18 protein-coding genes and 1 pseudogene are annotated in these 22,912 nt (G+C 74.1%); 15 read left to right on the forward strand and 4 right to left on the reverse strand.

The window, feature by feature from the left end:
• From AR3_RS31540 to hpnH, 7 genes and pseudogenes are all read left to right on the forward strand, one after another.
• Positions 1–256: pseudogene (locus AR3_RS31540) on the forward strand (squalene synthase HpnC); the annotation flags it as partial.
• 3 nt (positions 257–259) lie between these two features.
• Entirely contained in the window at positions 260–1,117 is an 858-nt protein-coding gene (gene hpnD / locus AR3_RS21350; RefSeq protein WP_067916183.1) for a presqualene diphosphate synthase HpnD, read from the forward strand.
• Positions 1,117–2,505 (forward strand): hydroxysqualene dehydroxylase HpnE, encoded by a 1,389-nt coding sequence (gene hpnE / locus AR3_RS21355; protein ID WP_067916185.1) that lies wholly within the window; start codon positions 1,117–1,119, stop codon positions 2,503–2,505. The genes hpnD and hpnE overlap by 1 nt, the downstream gene beginning before the upstream one ends.
• Positions 2,502–3,515 carry a polyprenyl synthetase family protein gene (locus AR3_RS21360; protein ID WP_067916187.1) on the forward strand — a complete coding sequence of 338 codons (1,014 nt, stop codon included), beginning with the start codon at positions 2,502–2,504 and terminating at the stop codon, positions 3,513–3,515. Before hpnE ends, AR3_RS21360 begins: the two co-directional genes overlap by 4 nt.
• Positions 3,516–3,549: 34 nt before the next feature.
• Positions 3,550–5,448, forward strand: coding sequence for a squalene--hopene cyclase (gene shc, locus AR3_RS21365; protein ID WP_083951749.1), 1,899 nt, complete (start codon positions 3,550–3,552; stop codon positions 5,446–5,448).
• Entirely contained in the window at positions 5,445–6,389 is a 945-nt protein-coding gene (locus tag AR3_RS21370) for a phosphorylase family protein (RefSeq protein ID WP_067916189.1), read from the forward strand. Before shc ends, AR3_RS21370 begins: the two co-directional genes overlap by 4 nt.
• On the forward strand, positions 6,389–7,393 hold the full coding sequence (gene hpnH, locus AR3_RS21375; RefSeq protein WP_067916191.1) for an adenosyl-hopene transferase HpnH: 1,005 nt from the start codon (positions 6,389–6,391) through the stop codon (positions 7,391–7,393). The genes AR3_RS21370 and hpnH overlap by 1 nt, the downstream gene beginning before the upstream one ends.
• A gap of 12 nt (positions 7,394–7,405) precedes the next feature.
• Here the strand turns inward: hpnH and AR3_RS21380 are convergent, their stop codons facing one another.
• Positions 7,406–8,491, reverse strand: coding sequence for a sugar ABC transporter substrate-binding protein (locus AR3_RS21380; protein WP_067916193.1), 1,086 nt, complete (start codon positions 8,489–8,491; stop codon positions 7,406–7,408).
• Between the two features lie 200 nt (positions 8,492–8,691).
• On the opposite strand from AR3_RS21380, the gene AR3_RS21385 reads away from it, so the two are divergent.
• A complete protein-coding gene (locus AR3_RS21385) occupies positions 8,692–9,882 on the forward strand; it encodes an ROK family transcriptional regulator (protein WP_067916194.1) in 1,191 nt (396 codons plus the stop codon).
• Positions 9,883–9,939: 57 nt separating this feature from the next.
• Positions 9,940–11,232 (forward strand): cryptochrome/photolyase family protein, encoded by a 1,293-nt coding sequence (locus AR3_RS21390; protein ID WP_067916196.1) that lies wholly within the window; start codon positions 9,940–9,942, stop codon positions 11,230–11,232.
• A gap of 8 nt (positions 11,233–11,240) precedes the next feature.
• Here AR3_RS21390 and AR3_RS21395 read toward each other — a convergent pair whose 3' ends face one another.
• Positions 11,241–11,927, reverse strand: a complete 687-nt coding sequence (locus AR3_RS21395; protein WP_067916198.1) for an NADPH-dependent F420 reductase — start codon at positions 11,925–11,927, stop codon at positions 11,241–11,243.
• Between the two features lie 105 nt (positions 11,928–12,032).
• On the opposite strand from AR3_RS21395, the gene AR3_RS21400 reads away from it, so the two are divergent.
• Positions 12,033–12,575 carry a DUF1707 SHOCT-like domain-containing protein gene (locus AR3_RS21400; RefSeq protein ID WP_067916200.1) on the forward strand — a complete coding sequence of 181 codons (543 nt, stop codon included), beginning with the start codon at positions 12,033–12,035 and terminating at the stop codon, positions 12,573–12,575.
• A 3-nt stretch (positions 12,576–12,578) separates the two neighbouring features.
• On the opposite strand, the gene AR3_RS21405 is transcribed toward AR3_RS21400, so the two are convergent.
• Both AR3_RS21405 and AR3_RS21410 read right to left on the reverse strand, forming a co-directional pair.
• Positions 12,579–14,144: a sugar ABC transporter ATP-binding protein gene (locus AR3_RS21405; protein ID WP_067916202.1), complete on the reverse strand. Its 1,566-nt coding sequence runs from the start codon at positions 14,142–14,144 to the stop codon at positions 12,579–12,581.
• A gap of 146 nt (positions 14,145–14,290) precedes the next feature.
• A complete protein-coding gene (locus AR3_RS21410) occupies positions 14,291–15,097 on the reverse strand; it encodes a DeoR/GlpR family DNA-binding transcription regulator (RefSeq protein ID WP_217998679.1) in 807 nt (268 codons plus the stop codon).
• Between the two features lie 274 nt (positions 15,098–15,371).
• Here AR3_RS21410 and AR3_RS21415 point away from each other — a divergent pair, with 274 nt between their 5' ends.
• The 5 genes from AR3_RS21415 (at position 15,372) to AR3_RS21435 (ending at position 22,772) form a co-directional block, all read left to right on the forward strand.
• Positions 15,372–18,005, forward strand: coding sequence for a glycoside hydrolase family 2 (locus AR3_RS21415; protein WP_067916204.1), 2,634 nt, complete (start codon positions 15,372–15,374; stop codon positions 18,003–18,005).
• Between the two features lie 106 nt (positions 18,006–18,111).
• Complete coding sequence (locus AR3_RS21420) at positions 18,112–19,203, forward strand: ABC transporter substrate-binding protein (protein WP_067916206.1); 1,092 nt, start codon at positions 18,112–18,114, stop codon at positions 19,201–19,203.
• Positions 19,203–20,768, forward strand: a complete 1,566-nt coding sequence (locus tag AR3_RS21425; protein ID WP_067916208.1) for a sugar ABC transporter ATP-binding protein — start codon at positions 19,203–19,205, stop codon at positions 20,766–20,768. The genes AR3_RS21420 and AR3_RS21425 overlap by 1 nt, the downstream gene beginning before the upstream one ends.
• Positions 20,761–21,726, forward strand: a complete 966-nt coding sequence (locus AR3_RS21430) for an ABC transporter permease (protein ID WP_067916209.1) — start codon at positions 20,761–20,763, stop codon at positions 21,724–21,726. Before AR3_RS21425 ends, AR3_RS21430 begins: the two co-directional genes overlap by 8 nt.
• A complete protein-coding gene (locus AR3_RS21435; RefSeq protein WP_083951750.1) occupies positions 21,723–22,772 on the forward strand; it encodes an ABC transporter permease in 1,050 nt (349 codons plus the stop codon). Before AR3_RS21430 ends, AR3_RS21435 begins: the two co-directional genes overlap by 4 nt.
• Positions 22,773–22,912: the final 140 nt, after the last annotated feature.

Consider the following 22,912-nt stretch of genomic DNA (forward strand, 5'->3'; position numbering starts at 1 on the left):
GGCGCCGCCGCGCCCGGCGCGGGCGGCGCGCCGGGCGCGGTCGGCGGACCCGGTGCCGCCCGCGGCCCCGGTGCGCGACCCCGGTTCGGCGCGGCTGCCGGGCTTCGCGCGGATCGCGGTCGCCGGCTACATCGCGGGCGGCCGCGCCGCCCTGGCGGCGATCGAACGCCGCGGCTACGACGTCCTCGCGGATCCGCCGCGTCCCGCCAGAACACGGCTGCTGATCGAGTGGTCACGAATGCTCGGAAGGAGATGACCAGTGGATCCGTCCGACGGCTACCGGTACTGCGAGCAGGTGGTCCGCTCGCGGGCCCGGAACTTCTCATACGGGATCAGGCTGCTGCCACCGCCGAAACGGCGGGCGTTAAGCGCGGTGTACGCGCTGGCCCGGCGCATCGACGACTTCGGCGACGACGACGCCGTGCCCGCCGAACGGCGCCTGGCCGCGCTCGTGTCCGTCCGCAAGCAGATCAGCGACCTGAACGGCCGGCCGGAGGACCCGGTGTTCGTCGCGATGGCCGACGCGGCGCGGCGCTACCCGATCCCGCTGGAGGCGTTCGCCGAGCTCGTCGACGGCTGCGAGGCCGACGTCCGCGGCGCCTCCTACGCGACGTTCGACGAGCTGCTGGCGTACTGCCGCCGCGTCGCCGGGACGATCGGCCGCCTGTCGCTCGGGGTGTTCGGCGCCGCCGACATGCGGGCCGCCGAGCCGCTCGCCGACGCGCTCGGCGTGGCGCTGCAGCTGACCAACATCCTGCGGGACGTCCGCGAGGACGCGCTGCGCGGCCGCGTCTACCTGCCCGGCGAGGACCTGGCCCGGTTCGGCTGCTCGCTGCAGCGCGACGCGGCGGGCCGGTGGACCGACCCGCCGTCCCGGCTGATCGCGCTGATGCGCTTCGAGGCGGCGCGGGCCGCCGAGTGGTACGACACCGGGACGCGGCTGATCCCGCTGCTGGACCGGCGCAGCGCCGCGTGCGCCGCCGCGATGGCCGACATCTACCGGCGGCTGCTGTCGCGCATCGCGGCCGACCCGCTCGCCGCGCTGAACGGGCACGTGTCCCTGCCGCCGTGGGAGAAGGCCGCCGTGGCGCTGCGCTCGCTGTGGACGGTGCGGTGATGGGGGCGGCGCCACGCGCGGGAGGCGGCGCCGACGCGCACGTCGCCGTCGTGGGCGGCGGCCTGGCCGGGATCACCGCGGCGCTGGCGCTGCAGGAGGCGGGCGTCCGCACGACGATCTTCGAGGCGCGTCCCCGGCTCGGCGGCGCCACCTGCTCGTTCCGCCGCGGCGGCCTGACGGTCGACAACGGGCAGCACGTGTTCCTGCGGTGCTGCACGGCGTACCGGGGGCTGCTGCGCAGGCTGGGCGTCGAGCACCGGGTCCGCGTCCAGGACCGGTTCGCGGTCGACGTGCTCACCCCGCACGGCCCCGCGGGACGGCTGCGGCGCGCCCGGCTGCCCGGCCCGCTGCACCTGCTGCCCGCGCTCGCCGGGTACGAGCTGCTGCCGCCGGGCGACCGGCTGCGCGCGGCCCGCGCCGCCCTGGCCCTGCGGCGGCTCGACCCCGCAGAGCCCCGGCTCGACCGGGTCAGCATGGGCTCCTGGCTGGCCGAGCACGGCCAGCGGTGGTGGCCGCGCCAGGCGTTGTGGGAGCTGTTCGTCACCGCGGCGCTCAACATCCGGCTCGACGAGGCCGCGCTCGGGCCCGCCGCCATGGTGTGCCGGACCGCCCTGCTCGGCCGGTCCGACGCCGCCGACATCGGCATCGCGTCCGCGCCGTTGGGCGACCTGCACGGCACGGCGGCGCTGCGGCGGGTCCAGCGCGCCGGCGGGCAGGTGCGGCTGCGGGCGAAGGTCGAGGCGGTGCGGGCCGGGCCCAAGCTGGTGGTGGACGGCACGGCGGTCGCCGCCGACGCCGTCGTGGTGGCCGTGCCGCACCAGGCGGCCGCCGGACTGGTCCCCGAGGAGGCGTGCCCCGACCGGGACCGCTGGTCCGGGCTGGGCGCCAGCCCCATCATCAACGTCCACGTCGTCTACGACGCCCCCGTGACGGACCTGCCGTTCGCCGCCGCGGTCGGCTCGCCCGTCCAGTGGGTCTTCGACCGCACCGCCGTGAGCGGCCTGGGCCGCGGCCAGTACCTGGCGGTGTCGGTGTCGGCGGCCGACCGGTGGATCGACGTGCCGACGGCCGAGCTGCGCCCCGTCTTCCTCTCCGCGCTGGAGCGCCTGTTCCCCGCCGCCCGGCAGGCCGGGGTCGTCGACTTCTTCGTCACCCGGGAGCGCACCGCCACCTTCCGCCAGGCGCCGGGCAGCGGCGCGCTGCGTCCGCCCGCCGCGACCCGCATGCCGGGCGTCGTCCTCGCCGGCGCGTGGACCGACACCGGCTGGCCGGACACCATGGAGGGCGCGGTGCGCAGCGGCCTGACCGCCGCCCGCCTCGTCCGCCGCCACCTGCGCGACCGGGGCCTGCTCTCCCCGCGCATGGCCGAGGGGGTGGGGGCGCGATGACCGCCGCCCCTCTCGTGACCGCCGAAGAGCGCGCGCTCGTCGAGAAGGCGATGCGCGACGCCGTCGAACGCCTCGACCCGTGGACCCGCCGCATCGCCGCCTACCACCTCGGCTGGGCCGACGCCGAGGGGGCGTCCGTCACCGGGGGAGGCGGCAAGGCGCTGCGGCCCGCGCTGGCGCTGCTGTCGGCGCGCGCGGCGGGCGCGCCGCCCGAGGCGGCCCTGCCCGGCGCCGTCGCCGTCGAGCTGGTGCACGCCTTCTCGCTGCTGCACGACGACATCATGGACGGCGACCGCACCCGGCGGCACCGGCCCGCCGCGTGGACCGTCTTCGGATCGCCCGCCGCCATCCTCGGCGGCGACGCGCTGATGACGATCGCGTTGGAGGTGCTGCTGGACGCGGGCACCCCGGCGGCGCACCGGGCCGCGCACGACCTCGTCGAGGCCACCAGGCGGCTCATCGCGGGGCAGGCCCGCGACATGGAGTTCGAGTCCCGCGACGACGTCTCGCTGGACGAGTGCCTGGCCATGGCCGCCGACAAGACCGGCGCGCTGCTGGCCTGCTCCTGCGCGATCGGCGCGACGCTCGCGGGCGCGCCCCCGGCGCTGGTGGACGTCCTGGCCGTGTTCGGCGCCGAGCTGGGCGTGGCCTTCCAGCTCGTCGACGACCTGCTCGGCATCTGGGGCAGCCCGGAGACCACCGGCAAACCCGTCCTGTCCGACCTGCGCGCCCGCAAGAAGTCGCTGCCCGTGGTGGCCGCGCTCGCCGCGGGCACCGCCGAGTCGCGGCGGCTCGCCGAGCTGTACGCGCGTCCGGCGCCGCGGCCGGAGGACGAACTGCGGGAGACGGCCCGGCTGATCGAGGCGGCGGGCGGCCGCTCCTGGGCCGAGACGGAGGCGGCGCGCCGCCTGGAGCGGGCCGAGGCGGAGCTGGCGCGGGGGCGGATGGACGACGGCGTCCGCGCCGAGCTGCGCGACATCGCCCGCTTCGTCACCGCCCGCGACCACTGACCGACGACACGGGACCACCGGAACGGATGGCGACATGACCCCGACCCAGACGACCACGACGCACCCGTCGACCGACACCGCGCCGCTCGCCGACGCCGCGGCGGCCGCCCTGCGGCGGGCCCGCGACCGCCTGCTCGAGCTGCAGTCTCCCGAGGGCTGGTGGAAGGGCGAGCTGCAGACCAACGTCACCATGGACGCCGAGGACCTGCTGCTGCGCCAGTTCCTCGGCATCCGCACCGCCGACGACACCGCGGAGGCCGCCCGCTGGATCCGCTCCCAGCAGCGGGACGACGGCACCTGGGCCACCTTCCACGACGGCCCGCCCGACCTGTCCACGACGATCGAGGCGTACGCGGCGCTGCGGCTGGCCGGCGACCCGGTGGACGCCGAGCACATGCGCCGCGCCGCCGCGTTCGTGCGGGAGGCGGGCGGCATCGAGGCCAGCCGCGTGTTCACCCGCATCTGGCTGGCGCTGTTCGGGCAGTGGCCGTGGGACGACCTGCCCGTCATGCCGCCGGAGATGGTGTTCCTGCCGTCCTGGTTCCCGCTGAACGTCTACGACTGGGCGTGCTGGGCGCGGCAGACGATCGTGCCGCTGACCGTCGTGGGCGCGCTGCGGCCCGTCCGGCCGCTGCCGTTCGACCTGGCGGAGCTGCGCACGGGCCGCCGTCCGCGCCGCTCCCGGGACGCCTGGGGGCACGCGTTCGACGCGCTGGACCGGGCGCTGCACGTCTACCAGCGGCGGCCGGTGCGCGCCCTGCGCACCGCGGCGCTGCGCCGCGCCGCCGAGTGGATCATCGCCCGCCAGGAGGCCGACGGGTCGTGGGGCGGGATCCAGCCGCCGTGGGTGTACTCGCTCATCGCCCTGAACCTGCTCGGCTACGGCCTCGACCACCCCGTCATGAAACGCGGCCTCGACGGCCTCGACCGGTTCACCATCCGCGACGACAAGGGACGCCGCCTGGAGGCGTGCCAGTCCCCGGTGTGGGACACCGTGCTGGCGGTGACCGCCCTGGCCGACGCGGGACTGCCCGCCGACCACCCCGCGCTGATGAACGCCGCCGAATGGGTGCTCGGGCAGGAGATCAAGGGGCCGGGGGACTGGTCGGTGCGCAGGCCCCACCTGCCGCCCGGCGGCTGGGCGTTCGAATTCGACAACGACATCTACCCCGACACCGACGACACCGCCGAGGCGATCCTGGCGCTGCGGCGCACCGCCCACCCCGACGCCGGACCGGCGATCCGGCGCGCCGTGCGCTGGCTGACCGGCATGGGCTCGCGCGACGGCGGCTACGGCGCCTTCGACGCCGACAACACCCGCACGCTGTGCACCCGCCTGCCGTTCTGCGACTTCGGCGCGGTGATCGACCCGCCGTCCGCGGACGTGACCGCGCACGTGGTCGAGGCGCTGTGCGGGGAAGGGCTCGGCGGGTCGCGGGTGGTGCGGCGGGCCGTGGTGTGGCTGCTCAACGCCCAGGAACCGGACGGCTCCTGGTTCGGACGCTGGGGCGCCAACCACGTCTACGGCACGGGCAGCGTGGTGCCCGCGCTCGTCGCCGCGGGCGTCCGCCCGGACAAGCCGGCGATCCGCCGCGCGGTCGCGTGGCTGGAGGCGCACCAGAACCCCGACGGCGGCTGGGGCGAGGACATGCGCTCCTACGACGACCCGGCGTGGATCGGCCGCGGCGTGTCCACCCCGTCCCAGACGGCCTGGGCCCTGCTGGCCCTGCTCGCCGCCGGGGAAGAACGCTCCGCGGCCGTGCGCGACGGCGTCGCCTGGCTCGTCCAGCACCAGCGCGAGGACGGCGGCTGGGACGAGGACTACTTCACCGGCACCGGCTTCCCCGGCGACTTCTACATCAACTACCACCTGTACCGGCTGGTGTTCCCGGTGAGCGCCCTCGGCCGGTACGTGAGGGCCGCGGCGACGTGACGCCGGAGCGACGGCCCGCGCGGCTGGTGGTGTGCGCGGCGCTGGGCATCGAGGCGCGGGCCGCCGCCCGTCCCGGCCTGCGCGTCGTCACGGTCGGCGTCGGGCCGCGCCGGGCGCGGAGGGCCGCCGCCCGGCTGCCCCCGTTCGACGCGCTCGCGGTCACGGGTTTCGCCGGATCGCTGGACGCCCGCGTCGGGCCCGGCAGCCTGGTCGTCGCGACGGAGATCCGCGGCCCGGACGGCACCGTCGCCTGCCGCTCGGCCGAGCTGATCGCCGGGCTGCTGGAACGGGACGGCGCGACGGTGCACCGCGGGCCGCTGCTCACCCGCGACCGCGTCGTGACCGGACGCCGCGAGCGCGCCGCCCTCGCCGCCACCGGGGCGCTGGCGGTCGACATGGAGTCCGCGCCGCTGGCCGCCGCGGCCGCGGGCCGGCCGTGCGCCGTCGTCCGCGCCGTCGTCGACACGCCCGAGCACCCGCTGTTCAGCCCCGCCACCCTGACCGGCGGCCTGGCCGCGCTGCGGCGGCTGCGGACGGTCGGCGCGGCCCTGGCGTGCTGGGGCGCGGCCGTCGGCCCGCGGCGCGTCCTGCTGGCGGCGCCCACGGCGTCACGCGGGGAAGCGTCCGGCGAGGCCGCGGTGCGCGCCGTCGGCGCCGACCTCGTGCTGGTGGTCGGCCCGGCCGGCCCCGGCGGCGACCGCCTCGTCGGGGCGGCGGAGGGCGGCGGGACGCCGGCGCTGCGCGTCGAGCGGCCCGCGGACGTGCCGCTGGACCGGCTCGCGGCGGCCCGCACCGTCGGCGTCGTCGCGGGGGCCACGGCGCCGCCCGCGGCGGTCGACGCGATCGTGGCGGCCCTGCGCGGCCTCGGCCCCGTCGAGCTCGAGGACCGCGCCGCCGCCGAGACGTCCGAGTTCACCCTGCCGAAGGAGGTGCGGCCCTGATGGGCATGCCGCTCCGCCAGAGCCTGCGCGTCGGCTCCCACATCCTGCGCAACAAGCTGCGCGGACGGGACAAGTTCCCGCTGCTGGTCGAGCTGGAGCCGCTGTTCGCCTGCAACCTGTCCTGCGCCGGATGCGGGAAGATCCAGCATCCGGCCGACGTGCTGAAACGGCGCATGCCCGTGGAACAGGCGGTCGCCGCCGTCCAGGAGTGCGGCGCGCCCATGGTGTCCATCGCGGGCGGCGAGCCGCTGATGCACCCGCAGATCGCCGAGATGGTCGACGCGCTGGTGCGGCTGCGCAAGTACGTGTTCCTGTGCACCAACGCGGTGCTGATCCCCAAGAAGATCGACCAGTTCACGCCGTCGCCGTACTTCGCCTGGGCCGTGCACATCGACGGGCTGCGCGACCGGCACGACGCGTCGGTCTGCAAGGACGGGGTGTTCGACCAGGCGGTCGAGGCCATCCGCGAATGCCGCCGCCGCGGGTTCCGGGTGACGACCAACACCACGTTCTTCAACACCGACACCCCGCGCACGGTCATCGAGGTGCTCGACTACCTCAACGACGAGCTGGGCGTCGACCAGATGATGATCTCCCCGGGGTACGCCTACGAGAAGGCGCCCGACCAGGAGCACTTCCTGGGCGTCCGGGAGACCCGCGAGCTGTTCCGCAAGGCGTTCGCCGGCGGCAACCGCAAACGCTGGCGCTTCAACCACTCGCCCCTGTTCCTCGACTTCCTCGAGGGCAAGGTGGACTTCCCGTGCACCGCGTGGGCGATCCCGTCGTATTCGCTGTTCGGCTGGCAGCGCCCGTGCTACCTGATGGCCGACGGCTACGCGCAGACCTACCGGGAGCTGCTGGAGCGGACCGACTGGGACGCCTACGGCAGGGGACGCGACCCGCGCTGCGCCAACTGCATGGCGCACTGCGGCTACGAACCCACCGCGGTGTTCACGACGCTGTCGTCGCTGAAGGAGTCGCTGAGGGCGCTGCGCTCCGGGTGAGGACGCGTACCGTCAGAGTCCGGCCTTCTCGCACTTGGACGCGTAGGCGCCCTTGCAGAGGTCCTCCCTCTTGACGAAACCGTCGTCCAGGACCCGCTTGATGTCGTCCTTGAAGATCGAGATCGGCATCAGCAGCACCGACGGCACGTCCCGCTTGCCCTCCGGGTCGCGGACGGTGCCGTCCGTCACGGGCTTCTCGCCCTTCAGCAGCGCGACCGCCAGCTTGGCCGCGGCCTCGGCCTCCCGCTTGACCGGCTTGTAGACCGTCATGCACTGGTTGCCGTCCAGGATGTTCTGCAGCCCCTGGAGGGTGGCGTCCTGGCCGGTCACCGGCACCTTCCCGGCGGCGCCGTTCTTCTTCAGGATCGAGATCGCCGCGTTGCCGACGCCGTCGTTGGCCGCCAGCACGCCGTCGATCTCGCCGTCGTGCTGCGTCCACATCTGCTCGAAGATGGTCGCGGCCTGCTGCGCGTCCCAGTTCGGCACGGCCTGCTCGGCGACCTTCGTGAAGCCGGGCATCCCGTCGAGCACCTTGTGGGCGCCTTGGGCGAACAGGGTGGCGTTGTTGTCGGTGGGCGCGCCGTTCAGGTAGACGATGTTGGCCTTCTTGTCGCCGAGGCACTTCGCCAGGCCCCGGCCGAGCTCCTCGCCGACCCTGACGTTGTCGAAGGAGACGTAGTAGTCGGCCACGCCGCCCAGCGTGAGCCGGTCGTAGTCGATCGTCTTGACGCCCTGCTGCTGCGCCTTGCGCTGCACCGCCGCGGCCGAAGCGGAGTCCAGCCCGCTGACCGCCAGGACCGTCACCCCGTTCGTGATCATCTGGTCGGCGATCGTCTGGAACCGCTGGGTGTCGCCCTCGGCGTTCTGGATGTCGTACTCCACGCCGGCCGCCTTGAACGCCTGCTCCAGGTACGGCCGGTCGAAGTTCTCCCAGCGGACCGAGGACTTGGTGTCGGGCAGGATCACCCCGACCTTGCCCTTGGGGGCGCCGGAACCGCCGCCGCCGTCGTCGGAGTCGCCGCCGCACGCGGTGAGGGTCAGCGCCGCGGCCGCCGTGATGGCGGTGAGGCCGACGATGCCCTTTCTACGGGACAACATGCGGGAAACCGTGCCGCTCATGTCCGGCGCGGACGCTCGTCTGCGCACGCCAACTCCAAGGGGGTGGGAAGGGGGCGTTCAGCCCGCCGCTGACTTTGGTGCACTGTAGAAATCCGAATTAATCAGCGTCAAGGACGAACGTGACCGCATGCGGCCGTAATTAATACGGATCTCGGACAAAATCCCCTTAGGCTGCACCCATGGACGACAGGCCCGGTTCCCTGACATCGCTGCGCTCGCGCAACCGCCTGCTGGTCTTGGAGACCGTCCGGCGGCACGGCCGGATCAGCAGGGTCGGCATCGCCCGCGCGACGGGCCTGTCGCGCACCACCGTCTCCAGCCTCGTCGCCGACCTGCTGGCCGAGGGCGTCCTGACCGAGTCGCCCGCGGCGTCCCCGCCGGGGGCCGCCTCGCGCGGCGGACGTCCCGCCACCCCGCTGTCGCTCAACCCCGAGGGCGGCGGCCTGCTCGGCGTCCACCTGCGGCACACCGACGTGCGCGTCCTGCTGGCCGACCTGTCCGGCGGCGTGCTCGGCGAGCGCCATCGCGTGATCGACGTGGACCACAAGCCCGACCAGACGCTGGAGTTCGTCGCCGAGACCGCCCTCGACCTCGTCGCGACCGAGGGGCGGGACCTCGGCCGCGTCTTCGGCATGGGCGTCGCCGTGTCGGCGCCGGTCCAGTCGCGGTCGCACACGCTGAACAGCCCGTCCATGCTGACCGCCTGGAGCGGCATCGACATCGCCGCCCGGCTCCGCGACCGCGTCGGCATGCCGGTCCACGTCGGCAACGACGCGAACCTGGGCGCCCTGGCCGAATGGACCTACGGGGCCGGGCGCGGCGTCCACGACCTGGTCTACGTGATGCTGTCGGACGGCGTCGGCGCCGGCCTGATCCTGGACGGGCGGCTCTACGAGGGGCCCACCGGAACGGCGGGCGAGCTGGGGCACGTCCCCGTCGTCGACGGCGGGTACGTGTGCCGCTGCGGGAACCGCGGCTGCCTGGAGACCGTCGTCGGGGCCCGCGCCCTGACCTCGGCGTTCTCCCACGTCCGCGGGCCGGACACCACCATCGCCGACCTGGTGGCCCTGCTCGCCGCGGACGACCCGGGCGCCCGGCGCGTGGTCGCCGACGCGGGTCGCATGATCGGCCGGGCGCTGGCGGGCGTCTGCGCGATGCTCGCGCCCCGCCTCGTGGTGATCGGCGGCGAGGTCGCGGCGGTCGGGCGGATCCTGCTCGACGGCGTCCGCGACGAGCTGGCCCGCCGGCTGTCCCCGGCGATCGGCCACGACGTCGAGGTCGCCGCGGGCCGCCTCGGCGACCGCGCCGAGGCGTTCGGCGCCATCGTCCTGGCCACCCACCAGACCTCGGCCCACCTGCTGAAACCTTGACCCGCCCGCGACGTGCGCGGCCCGCCGTGCGGGGAACGGTGACGCCGGGAGGCCGCGATGGACGTCTCGATCATGCTGTTCACCCGCGACCTGCGGATCCGGGACAACCCCGCGCTGGCGGCGGCGTGCCGGGCCGAACGGGTCGTGCCGCTGTTCGTGTTCGACGACGCCATCCTGAACGGACGGTTCGCCGCGCCCAACCGCGTCCGGTTCCTCCTCGACTGCCTCGCCGACCTGCGCGCGTCGCTGCGCGGCCTGGGCGGCGACCTGGTGGTCCGCCGCGGCGACCCCGTCGCCCACACGGCCCGGATCGCCGAGCAGACCGGCGCCCGCACGGTGACGCTCGCCGACGAACGGTCGGCGTTCGGGGCGCGACGCCTGGCGGCGCTGCGCCGCCTGCGGCTCGACGTGTCGGCGCACCCGGGCGTCACGGTGGTGCCGCCCGGTGCGCTCCTCCCGTCCAACGGGGACCACTACCGCGTGTTCAGCCCGTACTGGCGGGCCTGGGAGGCGGCCCGATGGCGTCCCGTCGCCGACACGCCCGCCCGCATCAGCCTCCCCGACGGCGTCGACCCCGGCCCGCTGCCGCGACTGGAGGACCTGACCTCCGGCCCGCTGTCCCCGTGCCTGCCGCCGGGAGGCGAACGGGCCGGACGTGAACGCATGGAGAGGTGGCTGCGCACGGACGCCGCCGCCTACGAGGAGACCCGCGACGACCTCGCCGCCGACCGCACGTCCCGGCTCAGCCCGTACCTGAAGTTCGGCTGCATCTCACCGCTGGAGCTGGCGAACGCGGCCGGCGGGGCCTACCGGCGGCAGCTCGCCTGGCGCGACTTCCACCACCAGGTCATGGCGGCGTTCCCCGAGCTGCCCCGCCGCGACTACCGGCCTCGCGGACGGCGCTGGAACCTCGAGCGCGACGTCCTGGACGCCTGGTGCGAGGGCGCGACCGGCGTGCCCGTCGTCGACGCGGGCATGCGCCAACTCCACCGCGAGGGCTTCATGCACAACCGGGCCCGTCTGATCACCGCGTCGTTCCTGACGAGGACCCTGGGCGTCGACTGGCGGGAGGGCCTGGCCCACTTCGGCGACTGGCTCGTCGACGGCGACGTCGCCGACAACGCGGGCAACTGGCAATGGGGCGCCGGAACCGGCAACGCCACCCGCCCCGACCAGGTGATGAACCCGCTCAGGCAGGCCGCCAAGTACGACCGGAGCGGCGACTACGTCCGCACGTACGTGCCCGAGCTCGCCGACGTCCCCGCGCCGCACGTCCGCCACCCGTGGACGCTCCCCGACGAGGCACGCCGCTCCATCGCCTACCCGCCCCCCATCATCGACCTCACCTGACGGAAGACTCAGCGCATGTCGGCGTAGCGTCGGGCGGCGGCGAGAGCCTCGCGCAGCTTGGCGGCGTCCACCGGAACCGCCTTCGCCCAGCTTTCGTCGGCGGCGTAGAGGGAGGCGTAGGCGGCCGTGTCGCGCTGGAAGCGCCACCCTTCCGCGAGCGGGCCCACGTCGACCGCGTCGTAGCCGATCCGGTCGAAGAACTCGGTGACCGCGGCCTTCGCGGCGCCATCGTCCCCGGCGATCGGCAGCGCCGTGCGGTCCGGCGACCCCGCCGGGCGCGCCAGCGCGAGCAGGTGCTTGAAGTAGATGTTGTTGAACCCCTTGACCACCTTCGACGTCGGCAGGTGCGCCTGCAGCAGCTCGCTGGTGGTGGTGGACTCGTCGTCCAGCTCGGGGAACCGCCCGTCCCGTTCCGGGTAGTAGTTGTCGGTGTCGATAACGATCTTGCCCGCCAGCGGTGCGACGGGCACCTCGCGGTAGGCCCGCAGCGGGATCGTCACCACGACGAGGTCGCCGGCCTCCGCCGCCTCCGCGGGAGTGGCGGCCCGGGCGTGCGGGCCGAGCTCGCCGACGAGTCCCTTCAAGGTTTCGGGGCCGCGCGAATTGCTCAGCACCACGTCGTAGCCCGCGGCGACGGCCAGCCTCGCCACGGTGCCGCCGATGTTGCCGCTTCCGATCAAACCGATGGTCGTCATACGCGCGACAACCCGCGGCCGCCCCCAGCGCATTCCGCCCGTCGCTGAGGCGGACCGAGAATTCGCCGGGGCATGTGGTGTGATCTGCGGCGTTAGAGTGGAACGGTGACTTCTCGGCCGGACGACCCCCCGTCACTGGTCAGCGAGGACGACCGTGACGCGGCTGTGAAGCGCCTCCAGGAGGCGTACGCCGAAGGGCACATCTCCCATGAGGAGATGGACGAACGCCTGCAGCGCGCGCTCACCGCGAAAACGCACGGGGAGTTGGGGCAGGCCCTGGTCTCGCTCCCAGGGGTGAAGCCGGACGCCGCGTCCACGATCTCCGTGATGGCCGGACGGATTCGGCGGCGCGGCGCCTGGCGGGTGCCGCGGAGACTCACGATCGAGTCCGCGTTCGGAAAGGTGGACCTGAACCTGTCGCGGGCGGTCATCGAGCATCCGGTGGTCGACATCGAGCTGCGGCTCGGCACCGGCGGAGCGAAGATCACGGTGCCGCGCGACGCGGTCGTCGACCTCGACGGGCTGCGCACCACGTGGAAGGACGCGCTGTACACGCCCCCGCGCCGCCCTCGTGCCGACGGGCCGACGATCCGGATCTCCGGGAGCACGGGGTTCGGACGGGTGAAGATCCGCCACGCGCGGCGTTGACGGCTACCGGCCGCCCGTCGCCGCCGGCCGGGCGGTGGCGAGGGCGGACATGATGGCGTCCTCGGTGATCTGCGGGCCGACCAGTTCGGCGGCGATGGCGCCCTCGCGCATCACGACGACCCGGTCGGAGCCCTCCGCCAGCTCGCGCGGGTCGGAGGAGATGAGCAGGACGGCCAGCCCTTCGACGGCCAGCTCGTCCAGCAGGTCCTGCAGTTCGGCCTTGGCGCCCACGTCCACGCCCCGCGTCGGCTCGTCCAGCAGCAGGACCTTGGGGTGCGTGGCCAGCCAGCGGGCCAGCAGCACCTTCTGCTGGTTGCCGCCCGACAGCTCGCGGACCTTCTGGTGCGGCGAGGCGGCGGTGATGTGCAGGCGGCGCATGAACGCGCCCACGACGCGGTCGATGCGCGCGGTCGAGACGACGCCGAACCGCGACAGGCGGGGCAGCGCCGCGAGGGCGATGTTGTCGCGGACCGACAGCGACGGGACGAGACCTTCGGCGGCGCGGTCCTCGGGCAGCAGGCCGACGCCGGCCCGGATGGCGCCGGTGATGGACCGCTTGCGCAGCGGCGTGCCCGCGACGATGACCTGGCCCGCGTCCAGCGGCAGCGCCCCCGCGATGGCCTTGGCGGTCTCGGTACGGCCCGCGCCGAGCAGCCCGCCGAGCCCCAGCACCTCGCCTCGGCGCAGCGCGATCGACACCCCGGACAGGGAGTGCTTGCGGGTCAGGCCGGTGGCCTGCAGGTAGGGCGGGTCCTCCTCCACGGGCTCCGGCGGGGGAGCGGGGACGGCAACGGGCACGGCCGGGGGCGGCGCTGCGGTCCGGACGCGGGGACGTGGGACACGGCCCCGGCCCAGCATGAGCGAGACCAGGGAGAGGCGGTCCAGCGTCGCCAGCGGCCCGGTGTGCACGACGCGGCCCCCGCGCAGCACCGTCACGCGGTCGCAGAACTCGAACAGGTCCTCCAACCGGTGGCTGACGTAGACGACGGCGCGGCCCTCGGCGCGCAGCGACTCGACGGCGCGCCGGAGCGTCGCGGCCTCGGCGGGCTCCAAGGACGCGGCGGGCTCGTCCAGGACGACCACCCGCGTGCCCACGAAGCAGGCGCGGGCCAGCGCGACCAGTCTGCGGGTGCCGGCGGGCAGGGACCCCAGCGGGCGGCGGACGTCGGCGGCCACCCCGTACCGGTCGAGGATCTCCCGCGCCCGGGCGTTCATGCGGGCGACGTCGATCAGGCCGAGCCGGGTGCGGGGCTCGCGGCCGAGGAGGAGGTTGCGTGCCACGCTCATCAGCGGCAGCAGGCTCGCGTCCTGGTGGACGGCGCCGATCCCGGCGCGCTGGGCGTCCCCCGGCCCGTTGAAGCGGACCGGTTCGCCCGCGACGCGCAGTTCGCCCGCGTCCGGCCGGTGCACGCCCGCGAGCACCTTGAGCAGGGTCGACTTGCCCGCGCCGTTCTCCCCGACGAGCGCGTGCACCTCGCCGGGGACGAGGGTGAGGGACGCATGGTCGAGCGCCACGGCCCCGGGGAACCTCTTGAGGATCCCGGCGGCCTCCAGAACTCTCTCCGCCACGCTCGCCTCCCGGAACCTCCGGCCGCCGCGCGGCTCGGCTCCCGATGCACCGATGCTGATCGGTCCGGGTAACGATCGTGGAACGATTCGGGGCAGGTTCGGTCACAGCCGATCGGATTCGATCAGGTTCGGGCGGGCCGGCGCGGTCAGAGGCGGGCCACGTGGAGGCGGACGCCGCGGGCGCTCAGCTCGTCCAGCTCCTCCTGCGGCGCGCGCTCGTCGGTGACCAGGTGGTCGATGCGCTCGGCCGGCACGGTCTGCACCATGGTGTCCACTCCGATCTTGGTGTGGTCGGCGAGCACCACGACCTCCTCGGCCGCCGCCGCCAGGGCGCGGTCGGCGCTGGCGACCTGCAGGTTGGGCGTGGACAGTCCGCGCTCGGCGGTGAGCCCGTTGCCGGAGATGAACGCCCGGCGCACCCGCAGCCCGGCGAGGGCCCGCTCGGCCTCGCTGCCGACCAGCGCCTGGGTGGACCCGCGCAGCAGGCCGCCGGTCAGCATCACCTCGATCCGCGGCGATCCGGCCAGCGCCTGCGCCACCAGCAGCGAGTTGGTGACCACGGCCAGCTCGGTGCGGCCGGTCAGCCGCTGCGCCAGCGCCAGCGTCGTGGTGCCGGGCCCGACGACGATCGCGTCCCCGTCCTCCACCAGGGCGGCGGCCAGGTCGGCGATGGCGGCCTTCTCGGCCGCGGCGACCTGCGCCTTCTGCAGGTGGGTGGGCTCGCGGGACAGCTCGCCGGGCAGCGAGGCGCCGCCGTGGTGCCGACTGAGCAGGCCGTCGGCCTCCAGCGCCCGCACGTCCCGGCGGACGGTGACCTCGGACGACTGCACCGCCTCGGCGAGCTGGCGCAGCGACAGCGCGCCGTTGGCCCGGACCAGCTCCAGAATGCGTCTGCGGCGTTCGGCGGCGAACACCGGCCTGCGCGCGTCCGCCGGTCCCTGGTTCTCGCTCACTGTCTCCCAGCTCCGCCTTCGACTCGGCGGCCGAAACGATTCGACCGATTCTGATCGTAGTCAGTCAGAGGCGCCGGTGGGCGCGGGGCTCGAATGCGGCCGGGACCTGTCAGGTCGGATCGTTTCAGATCGAATCTGACCGTTCTCTCTTGACGGACGCGATCGTTCGGTGCTTGGTTGGGATCGATCAACGGTTCAGATCTGTTCGTTTCGATCGGCCCCGCGATCCATCCGTCCCCGATCCACCCACCCCCACAGCAGAGGATCACCAGGGATGACAGCGCTGAGACCCCCTTCCCGTACCAGACCCCGACCCCTGATCCTGCTGGCCCTGTTCGCCGCCCTCGTGTGGCAGTGCGTCGCCGCGCTCCCGGCGTCCGCCGCCGCCCCGGCGAAGGCCGAGTCCCGCGGCGGCCTGCGGGGCGACTACTACGTCAGCACCGGGCCCGGCCGGTTCGACTTCGGCGAGCTCAAGGCGACCGTCGTCGACCCCAACATCGAGATGCCGGACCTGGAGGGCGCGTTCCGGGAGCTGACCGGCCAGACCGACGACGTCACGGTGCGGTGGACCGGCAAGATCCGGCCCGACCGCTCCGAGCCGTACACCTTCTCCATGATCGGTGACAACGGCTTCCGCCTGTGGGTCGACGGCCGGCTGATCATCGACAACTGGACCGACACCTGGGACGTGGAGAAGGTCGGCGCGCCCATCGACCTGCGGGCCGGCGTCGACTACGACTTCAAGATCGAGTACTTCGAGCACTACGGCGGCTCCAACCTGCGGCTGCGCTGGGAGAGCCCGTCGACGCCCAAGCAGATCGTGCCCGCGTCCGCCTTCACCCTCCCCGACGGCTTCGAACCGGCGGGCCCGCGCGCGGCGGCCGTGGACGAGTCCGGCACGACCCTGCGGCTCGGCTTCGCCGCGCCGCTGGCCGCGCCGCCCGCGAGCGCGCGCGAGCACTTCACGGTCACCCTCAGCGGCACCCCCTGGCCGGTCGAGTCCCTCGCCCGCGACGCCGCCGACCCGTCCGCGCTGGTGCTGACGCTCGTCCACCCGATCCCCAAGCCCGCCGGCAACGGCGTGCGCGTCACCTACGACGGCGCGGGCGGCGTCACCACCGGCGACGGCACGGCGCTGGAGGCGTTCAAGTACGTCCTGGCCTGGAACGAATCGATGTACACCATCAAGACCCGGTGGGCGAGCAAGGTGGACCCGCGCGCCCCGCTGCCCGAGTACCCCCGTCCGCAGCTCACGCGCAAGCAGTGGAAGAGCCTGAACGGGACCTGGCAGTTCGCCTCGGCCCGCGAGGGGGAGAAGCCCCCGGTCGGCCGGAACCTCGACGAGCGGATCGTCGTGCCGTTCCCCGTCGAGTCCGCGCTGTCCGGCCTCCAGCGCAGCGAGGAGCGGATGTGGTACCGCCGCACCTTCACCGTCCCGAGCGGCTGGCGCGTGGGGCGCGGCGGACAGCGGCTCCTGTTGCACCTGGACGCCGTCGACTGGGAGTCCGCGGTGTACGTCAACGGCAAGCGCGTCGCCGTGCACAAGGGCGGCTACGACCGCATCAGCGTGGACGTCACCGACGCGCTCAAGCCGGGACGCGGTCCGCAGGAGCTCATCGTCGGCGTGTACGACCCCACCGACCTGAACGGGCAGGCCGTCGGCAAGCAGCGCAAGACCCCCGGCAACATCTGGTACACCCCCGCGTCGGGCATCTGGCAGTCGGTGTGGATGGAGCCGGTCGCGCCCGCCCACGTCACCGCGCTGCGCAGCACCCCCGACGTCGCCGGCCAGGCGCTGCGCGTCACCGTCCAGGCGCAGGGCGCGGGGAAGGGCGTCCGCGCCGTCGTCACCGCCCGCGACGGCCGCCGCGTGGTCGGCCGCGCGACCGGAGCGGTGGGCGCCGAGCTGCGCGTGCCGGTGCCGAAGCCGAAGCTGTGGTCGCCCGACCGGCCGTTCCTGTACGACCTGGACGTCGCCCTCGTCGACGCCCGCGGCCGCGCCCTCGACCGGGTCGACAGCTACTTCGGCATGCGGACCATCGAGGTCACGAAGGTCGGCGGCGTCAACCGGATGCTGCTGAACGGCGAACCGGTGTTCCAGATCGGCCCGCTCGACCAGGGCTTCTGGCCGGACGGCATCTACACCGCGCCGACCGACGAGGCGCTGCGCTTTGACCTCGAGCAGACCAAGCGGCTCGGGTTCAACGCCGTCCGCAAGCACGTCAAGGTGGAGCCGGACCGCTGGTACGCCTGGGCCGACCGGCTCGGCCTGCTGGTGTGGCAGGACATGCCGTCGATGTTCGGCGCGGCCGACGCCGCCGACCGCGCCCAGTTCGAGACGGAGCTGCGCGCCATGGTCGACCAGCACCGCAACCACCCGTCCATCGTCATGTGGGTGCCGTTCAACGAGGGCTGGGGCCAGTACGACCAGGCCCGCATCGCCGACCTGGTCAAGAGCTGGGACCCGTCCCGCCTGGTGAACAACATGAGCGGCATCAACTGCTGCGGCGCCGTCGACGGCGGCAACGGCGACGTGATGGACTACCACATCTACCCGGGCCCCGGCACGCCGGGCGCGCCGTCGGACACCCGCGCGTCCGTGCTCGGCGAGTACGGCGGACTCGGGCTGCCGGTCCTCGGGCACACCTGGTCCGGCGGCGGCTGGGGGTACGCCGTCGAGCCCGACCCCAAGGCGCTCACCGACCGGTACGTCGCGATGACCGAGGAGCTGCGCAGGCTGCGCACCTGCACCGGGCTCAGCGCGGCGATCTACACCCAGACCACCGACGTGGAGACCGAGCTGAACGGACTGATCACCTATGACCGCGCGGTGGTCAAGCCCGACGTCGACCGGATCCGGGACGCCAACCGGGCCGTGATCGACGAGACCCCGGTCAGCTGCGACTGAACCGTCCCGCCGGCGGGCGGCGCCGCGGCGCGCCGCCCGCCCCCGCACCCGGCGGGGCGCGCCCCGCCCGACCCGACCTCCCTCCGCCCGAACGTTAGGTTTTCCGATGAGCAAGCAGTCAGGCCGTTGCCGTCACCTGCCCCTCGCGGCCGTCACCGCCGTCGCCCTCGCCCTCGCCGCGAGCGGCTGCGCCAAGACCGAGGACGACGCCTCGTCCCAGAGCGGCGCCGACGCGCAGGCGCAGCAGCAGGTCGCCCAGTCCCCGGCAGGCGGCGCCGGGGCGACCTGCACGCTGCGGCAGTTCGGCGGCCAGAAGTTCGACCTCAAATCGGCGGTGGTCGGCTTCTCCCAGTCGGAGAAGGAGGCCAACCCGTTCCGCATCGCCGAGACCAAGTCCATCAAGGACGAGGCGGCCAAGCTCGGCATCACCAAGCTGCGCGTCACCAACGCCCAGTCGCAGTTCTCCAAGCAGATCGCCGACGTGCAGCAGCTCATCGCGCAGGGCGCCCGGCTGCTGGTGATCGCGCCGCTCAACTCCGACGGATGGGAGCCGGTGCTGCGGCAGGCGGCGGCCAAGAAGATCCCGATCATCACCGTCGACCGCAAGATCAACGCCAGGCCGTGCGGCGACTACCTCACCTTCATCGGCTCGGACTTCTACCAGCAGGGGCGGCGCGCCGCCGACCAGATGATCAAGGCGCTGGGCGGCAAGGGCAAGGTCGCGATCCTGCTCGGCGCCCCCGGCAACAACGTCACCACCGACCGCACCAACGGGTTCAAGGACCGGATCAAGGAGAAGGCGCCCGGCATCCAGATCTCCTTCGAGCAGACCGCCGAGTTCACCCGCGAGAAGGGCCAGCAGGTCACCGAGCAGCTCGTGCAGTCCAACCCCGACATCGACGGCATCTACGCCGAGAACGACGAGATGGCGCTGGGCGCGGTGACCGCGCTGAAGGGCGCGGGCAAGCAGCCCGGCGACATCAAGATCGTCTCCATCGACGGCACCCGCGGCGCGGTGCGCGCCATCGTCGACGGCTGGCTGCAGGCGGTGATTGAGTCGAATCCGCGGTTCGGGCCGCTGGCGTTCTCCACCGCGCAGAAGTTCCTGGAGGGCCACCCGATCCCCGAGAAGGTCGTCATCCAAGACCGCGAGTACACGAAGGAGAACGCCGAGGACTCGCTGGGGCTGGCCTACTGATGGGGGCGGCGGACGCTGAGATCCCGGTGCTGGAGGCCGACGGGGTGTCCAAGCGCTTCCCCGGGGTGCTGGCGCTGGACGAGGTGTCGTTCGCGCTGCGCCCCGGCGAGGTGCACGCCCTGGTCGGGGAGAACGGCGCCGGCAAGTCCACCCTGATCAAGGTGTTCACCGGCGCGCACCGGCCGGACGGCGGGCGGGTCCTGGTGGAGGGGCGCCCGGTGGCGTTCGGATCTCCGCTGGAGGCCCGGCGCGCCGGGATCTCGGCCGTCCACCAGGAGGTCGGGCTCGTCCCCGACATGAGCGTGGCCCGCAACCTGCTGCTCGGCCGCGAGCCGCGCACCCGGCTCGGCCTGATCGACCTGCCGCGGCTGCACGCCGAGGCCGAACGGACGCTGGCCGAGCTCGGGGTGCGCGCGGACGTGCGCGCGCCGCTGCGCACGCTCGGGGTCGGCACCCGGCAGATGGTGGCGCTGGCGCGCGCGGTGTCGGTGCGCGCCCGTGTGGTGATCATGGACGAGCCGACGTCCTCGCTGGAGCCCCGGGAGGTGGAGACGCTGTTCGGCGTCGTCCGGGAGCTGCGCGACCGCGGCATCTCCACCGTCTACGTCAGCCACCGTCTCGACGAGCTGTACCAGTTGTGCGACCGTGTGACGGTGCTGCGGGACGGACGGGTGGCGCACACCGGGCCGCTGGCCGAGCTGGACCGGCTGCGGCTCATCTCGCTCATGCTCGGCCGGGACGTGGCCGAGGTGCGCGCCGGCGGGGTCACCCGGTTCTCCGGCGAGCACGCGGCCGCCGCCGAGCAGCCCGTCCTGGAGGCCCGCGGCCTGACCCGCCGGCACGTCCTGAACGGCGTGTCGGTGTCGGTGCGCCCCGGCGAGGTGGTCGGCCTCGGCGGGCTGCTCGGCGCGGGGCGCAGCGAGACCGCCAAGGCGATCGTCGGCGCGCTGCCGCTGGACGAGGGCGAGGTGACCGTCGCCGGGACGACGCTGCGGCGCCGCCGGCCCGTCGGCGCGGCGATCCGCGCGGGGGTGAGCCTGCTGCCGGAGGACCGCAAGGCCGAGGGGATCGTGCCCGGCCTGTCGGTCCGCGAGAACATCGCGCTGGCGGCGCTGCCCCGCCTGGCCCGCGCCGGCCTGGTCTCCGAGGCGCGGATCGACGCGCTGGTGGAGACCTTCATGCGGCGCCTGCGCATCAAGGCGTCCTCGCCGCACCAGCGGGTCGACGAGCTGTCGGGCGGCAACCAGCAGAAGGTGCTGCTGGCGCGGTGGCTGGCCATGAACCCGCGGATCCTGCTGCTGGACGAGCCGACCCGCGGCATCGACGTCGGCGCCAAGGCCGAGGTGCAGGCGCTGGTCGACGAGCTGGCCCGCGACGGCCTGGGCGTGCTGCTGATCTCCTCGGACCTGGAGGAGCTGGTGGAGGGCTCCGACCGCGTGGTCGTGCTGCGCGACGGGACGGTGGCGGGACAGCTGGGCGGCGGCGAGGTGACCGAGGACCGGATCATGGCCGTCATCGCCGGTGACGGCGCCGGCGACCCTTCCGGAGAGGAGCGCCATGGCTGAGGCCGTGGCCGGACGCCGCCCCGGGCTCGACCGGGCGCGCGTCCTGGCGTGGGCGCGCGAGTACGGGGTGTACGTCTCCGTGCTCGCCCTGCTGCTGTTCAACGTGGTCTTCACCCCGAACTTCGTGGACCCGGGCAACTTCCGCACCCAGCTGGTGCAGGTCGCCCCGATCGTCATCGTGGCGCTCGGCATGGCGCTGGTGATCGGGACGGAGGGCATCGACCTGTCGGTCGGCTCGGTGATGGCGCTGGCCGCGTCCATGGTCGTGCTGTACCTGGGGTACGGGCCGGTCCCGGCGGTGCTGGTGGCGCTGGCGGCGGGCGCGGCGACCGGGGCGGTCGGCGGCGCGCTGGTCGCCTACGTCGGGGTGCAGCCGATCGTCGCCACGCTGGCGCTGCTGGTCGGCGTGCGTGGGCTGGCGAACGTGCTGGTGCCGCAGCTGAAGGAGATCAGTAACCCGGGGCTGCTGGCGCTGGGCAGCGGGTCGGTCGCGGGCGTCCCGTACGTGGTGCTGATCGCGGCGGCGCTGACCGCGGTGATGGCGTTCGTGGTGCGCCGCACCACGTTCGGGCGGCGGATCGTGGCGATCGGCGGCAACCGGACCGCCAGCGAGCTGTCCGGGCTGCCGGTCAAGCGGCTGCTGCTGGCCGTCTACGTCATCTCGGGCACGCTGGCGGCCGGCGCCGGGGTGCTGGCCACCGCGCGGCTGCAGGCCGGCGACCCGACCTCCCTCGGCCTGTTCATGGAGCTGTCGGCGATCACCGCCGTGGTCATCGGCGGGACCCCGCTGAGCGGCGGCCGGATCCGCGTGCTCGGCACGGTCATGGGGGCGCTGCTCATGCAGCTGCTGCAGGCCACGTTGATCAAGCACGACCTGCCGCAGTCCTGGGCGCAGATCGTCCAGGCGGCCATCATCCTCGCCGCGGTGTACGCGGCCGGAAACCGAGGTGCGCGATGACCGACCCCACCGCGATCACCACCGACGGCGCGACGGGACGCCCGGCGCCGTCCGCCGGCCCGTCCTCGCCGTCCGCCGACGCGGGCGCGGCCGCGCGCCGCGAGCGGCTCGGCCACCTGCTGCAGCACCACGGCGCGTCGCTGGTGCTGCTCGGGCTCGCGGTGTTCGGCACGGTCGCCTTCGACGCGTTCGCCACCGGCGCCAACCTGCGCGCCATCGTGGTCTCCTCGTCGTTCCTGGCGATCGTCGCGCTCGGCATGACCTTCGTGATCATCAGCGGCGGGATCGACCTGTCGGTGGGGTCGCTGTTCGTGCTCGGCGGGGTGCTCGCCGCCTACGGCTCGCGCGCCGGGCTCCTGGCCGCGCTGGCGCTTCCGCTGGCGGTGTGCGGGGCGATCGGACTGCTGCAGGGCGTCCTCATCGGGCGGCTCGGCATGGCGCCGTTCATCGTCACGCTGGCCGGGCTGCTCGGCGTCCGCGGGCTCATGCTGGCGGTGTCCGACGAGGGCGCCACCACCTACCTGGTCGAGGACCGGGCGTTCGCCTCGCTCGGCCAGGACGGGCCGTTCGGCGTCACCTGGCCCGTCTGGATCACGGTGGCGCTGGCCGCCGCGGGCGTCGTGCTGCTGCAGCGCACCGGCTTCGGGCAGAACGTGTACGCCGTCGGCGGCAACGAGGAGGCCGCGAGCCTGATGGGCGTGCCGGTCGTCCGCACCAAGATCCTGGTCTACCTGCTCTCGGGGCTGCTGGCCGGGCTGGCGGGCGCGCTGAACGCGGCCCGCCTGTCGTCCGGCGTCACCATCCTCGGCATCGGCCTGGAACTGGACGCCATCGCCGCCGTGGTCATCGGCGGGACCCTGCTCACCGGCGGGGTCGGCGGCGTGACCGGCACGATGGCCGGGGTGCTGCTGCTCGGCGTGATCCAGAACCTGATCAACCAGGTCGGCAACCTCACCTCCGCCGTCCAGCAGGTGGTCAGCGGCGCGTTCCTGGTGCTGGTCGTGGTCGCCCAGCGGGTGCTGAGCAGGACCCAGCGGCTCACCTGACCCCGTCCCGGCGCCGCCGGGCCCGTCGCGCGGCCCGGCGGCGCCGCCCGTTCCGCTCGGCCCGCCGTGCCGTCCAAAGGGCGGGGCAGAGGGCTGCAATGGGCGCGCAATGGATTCCCGCGGCGGACGCCAAAATGCCG

It is taken from the genome of Actinomadura rubrobrunea NBRC 15275, from assembly GCF_001552235.1.
GTDB lineage: Bacteria > Actinomycetota > Actinomycetes > Streptosporangiales > Streptosporangiaceae > Spirillospora > Spirillospora viridilutea.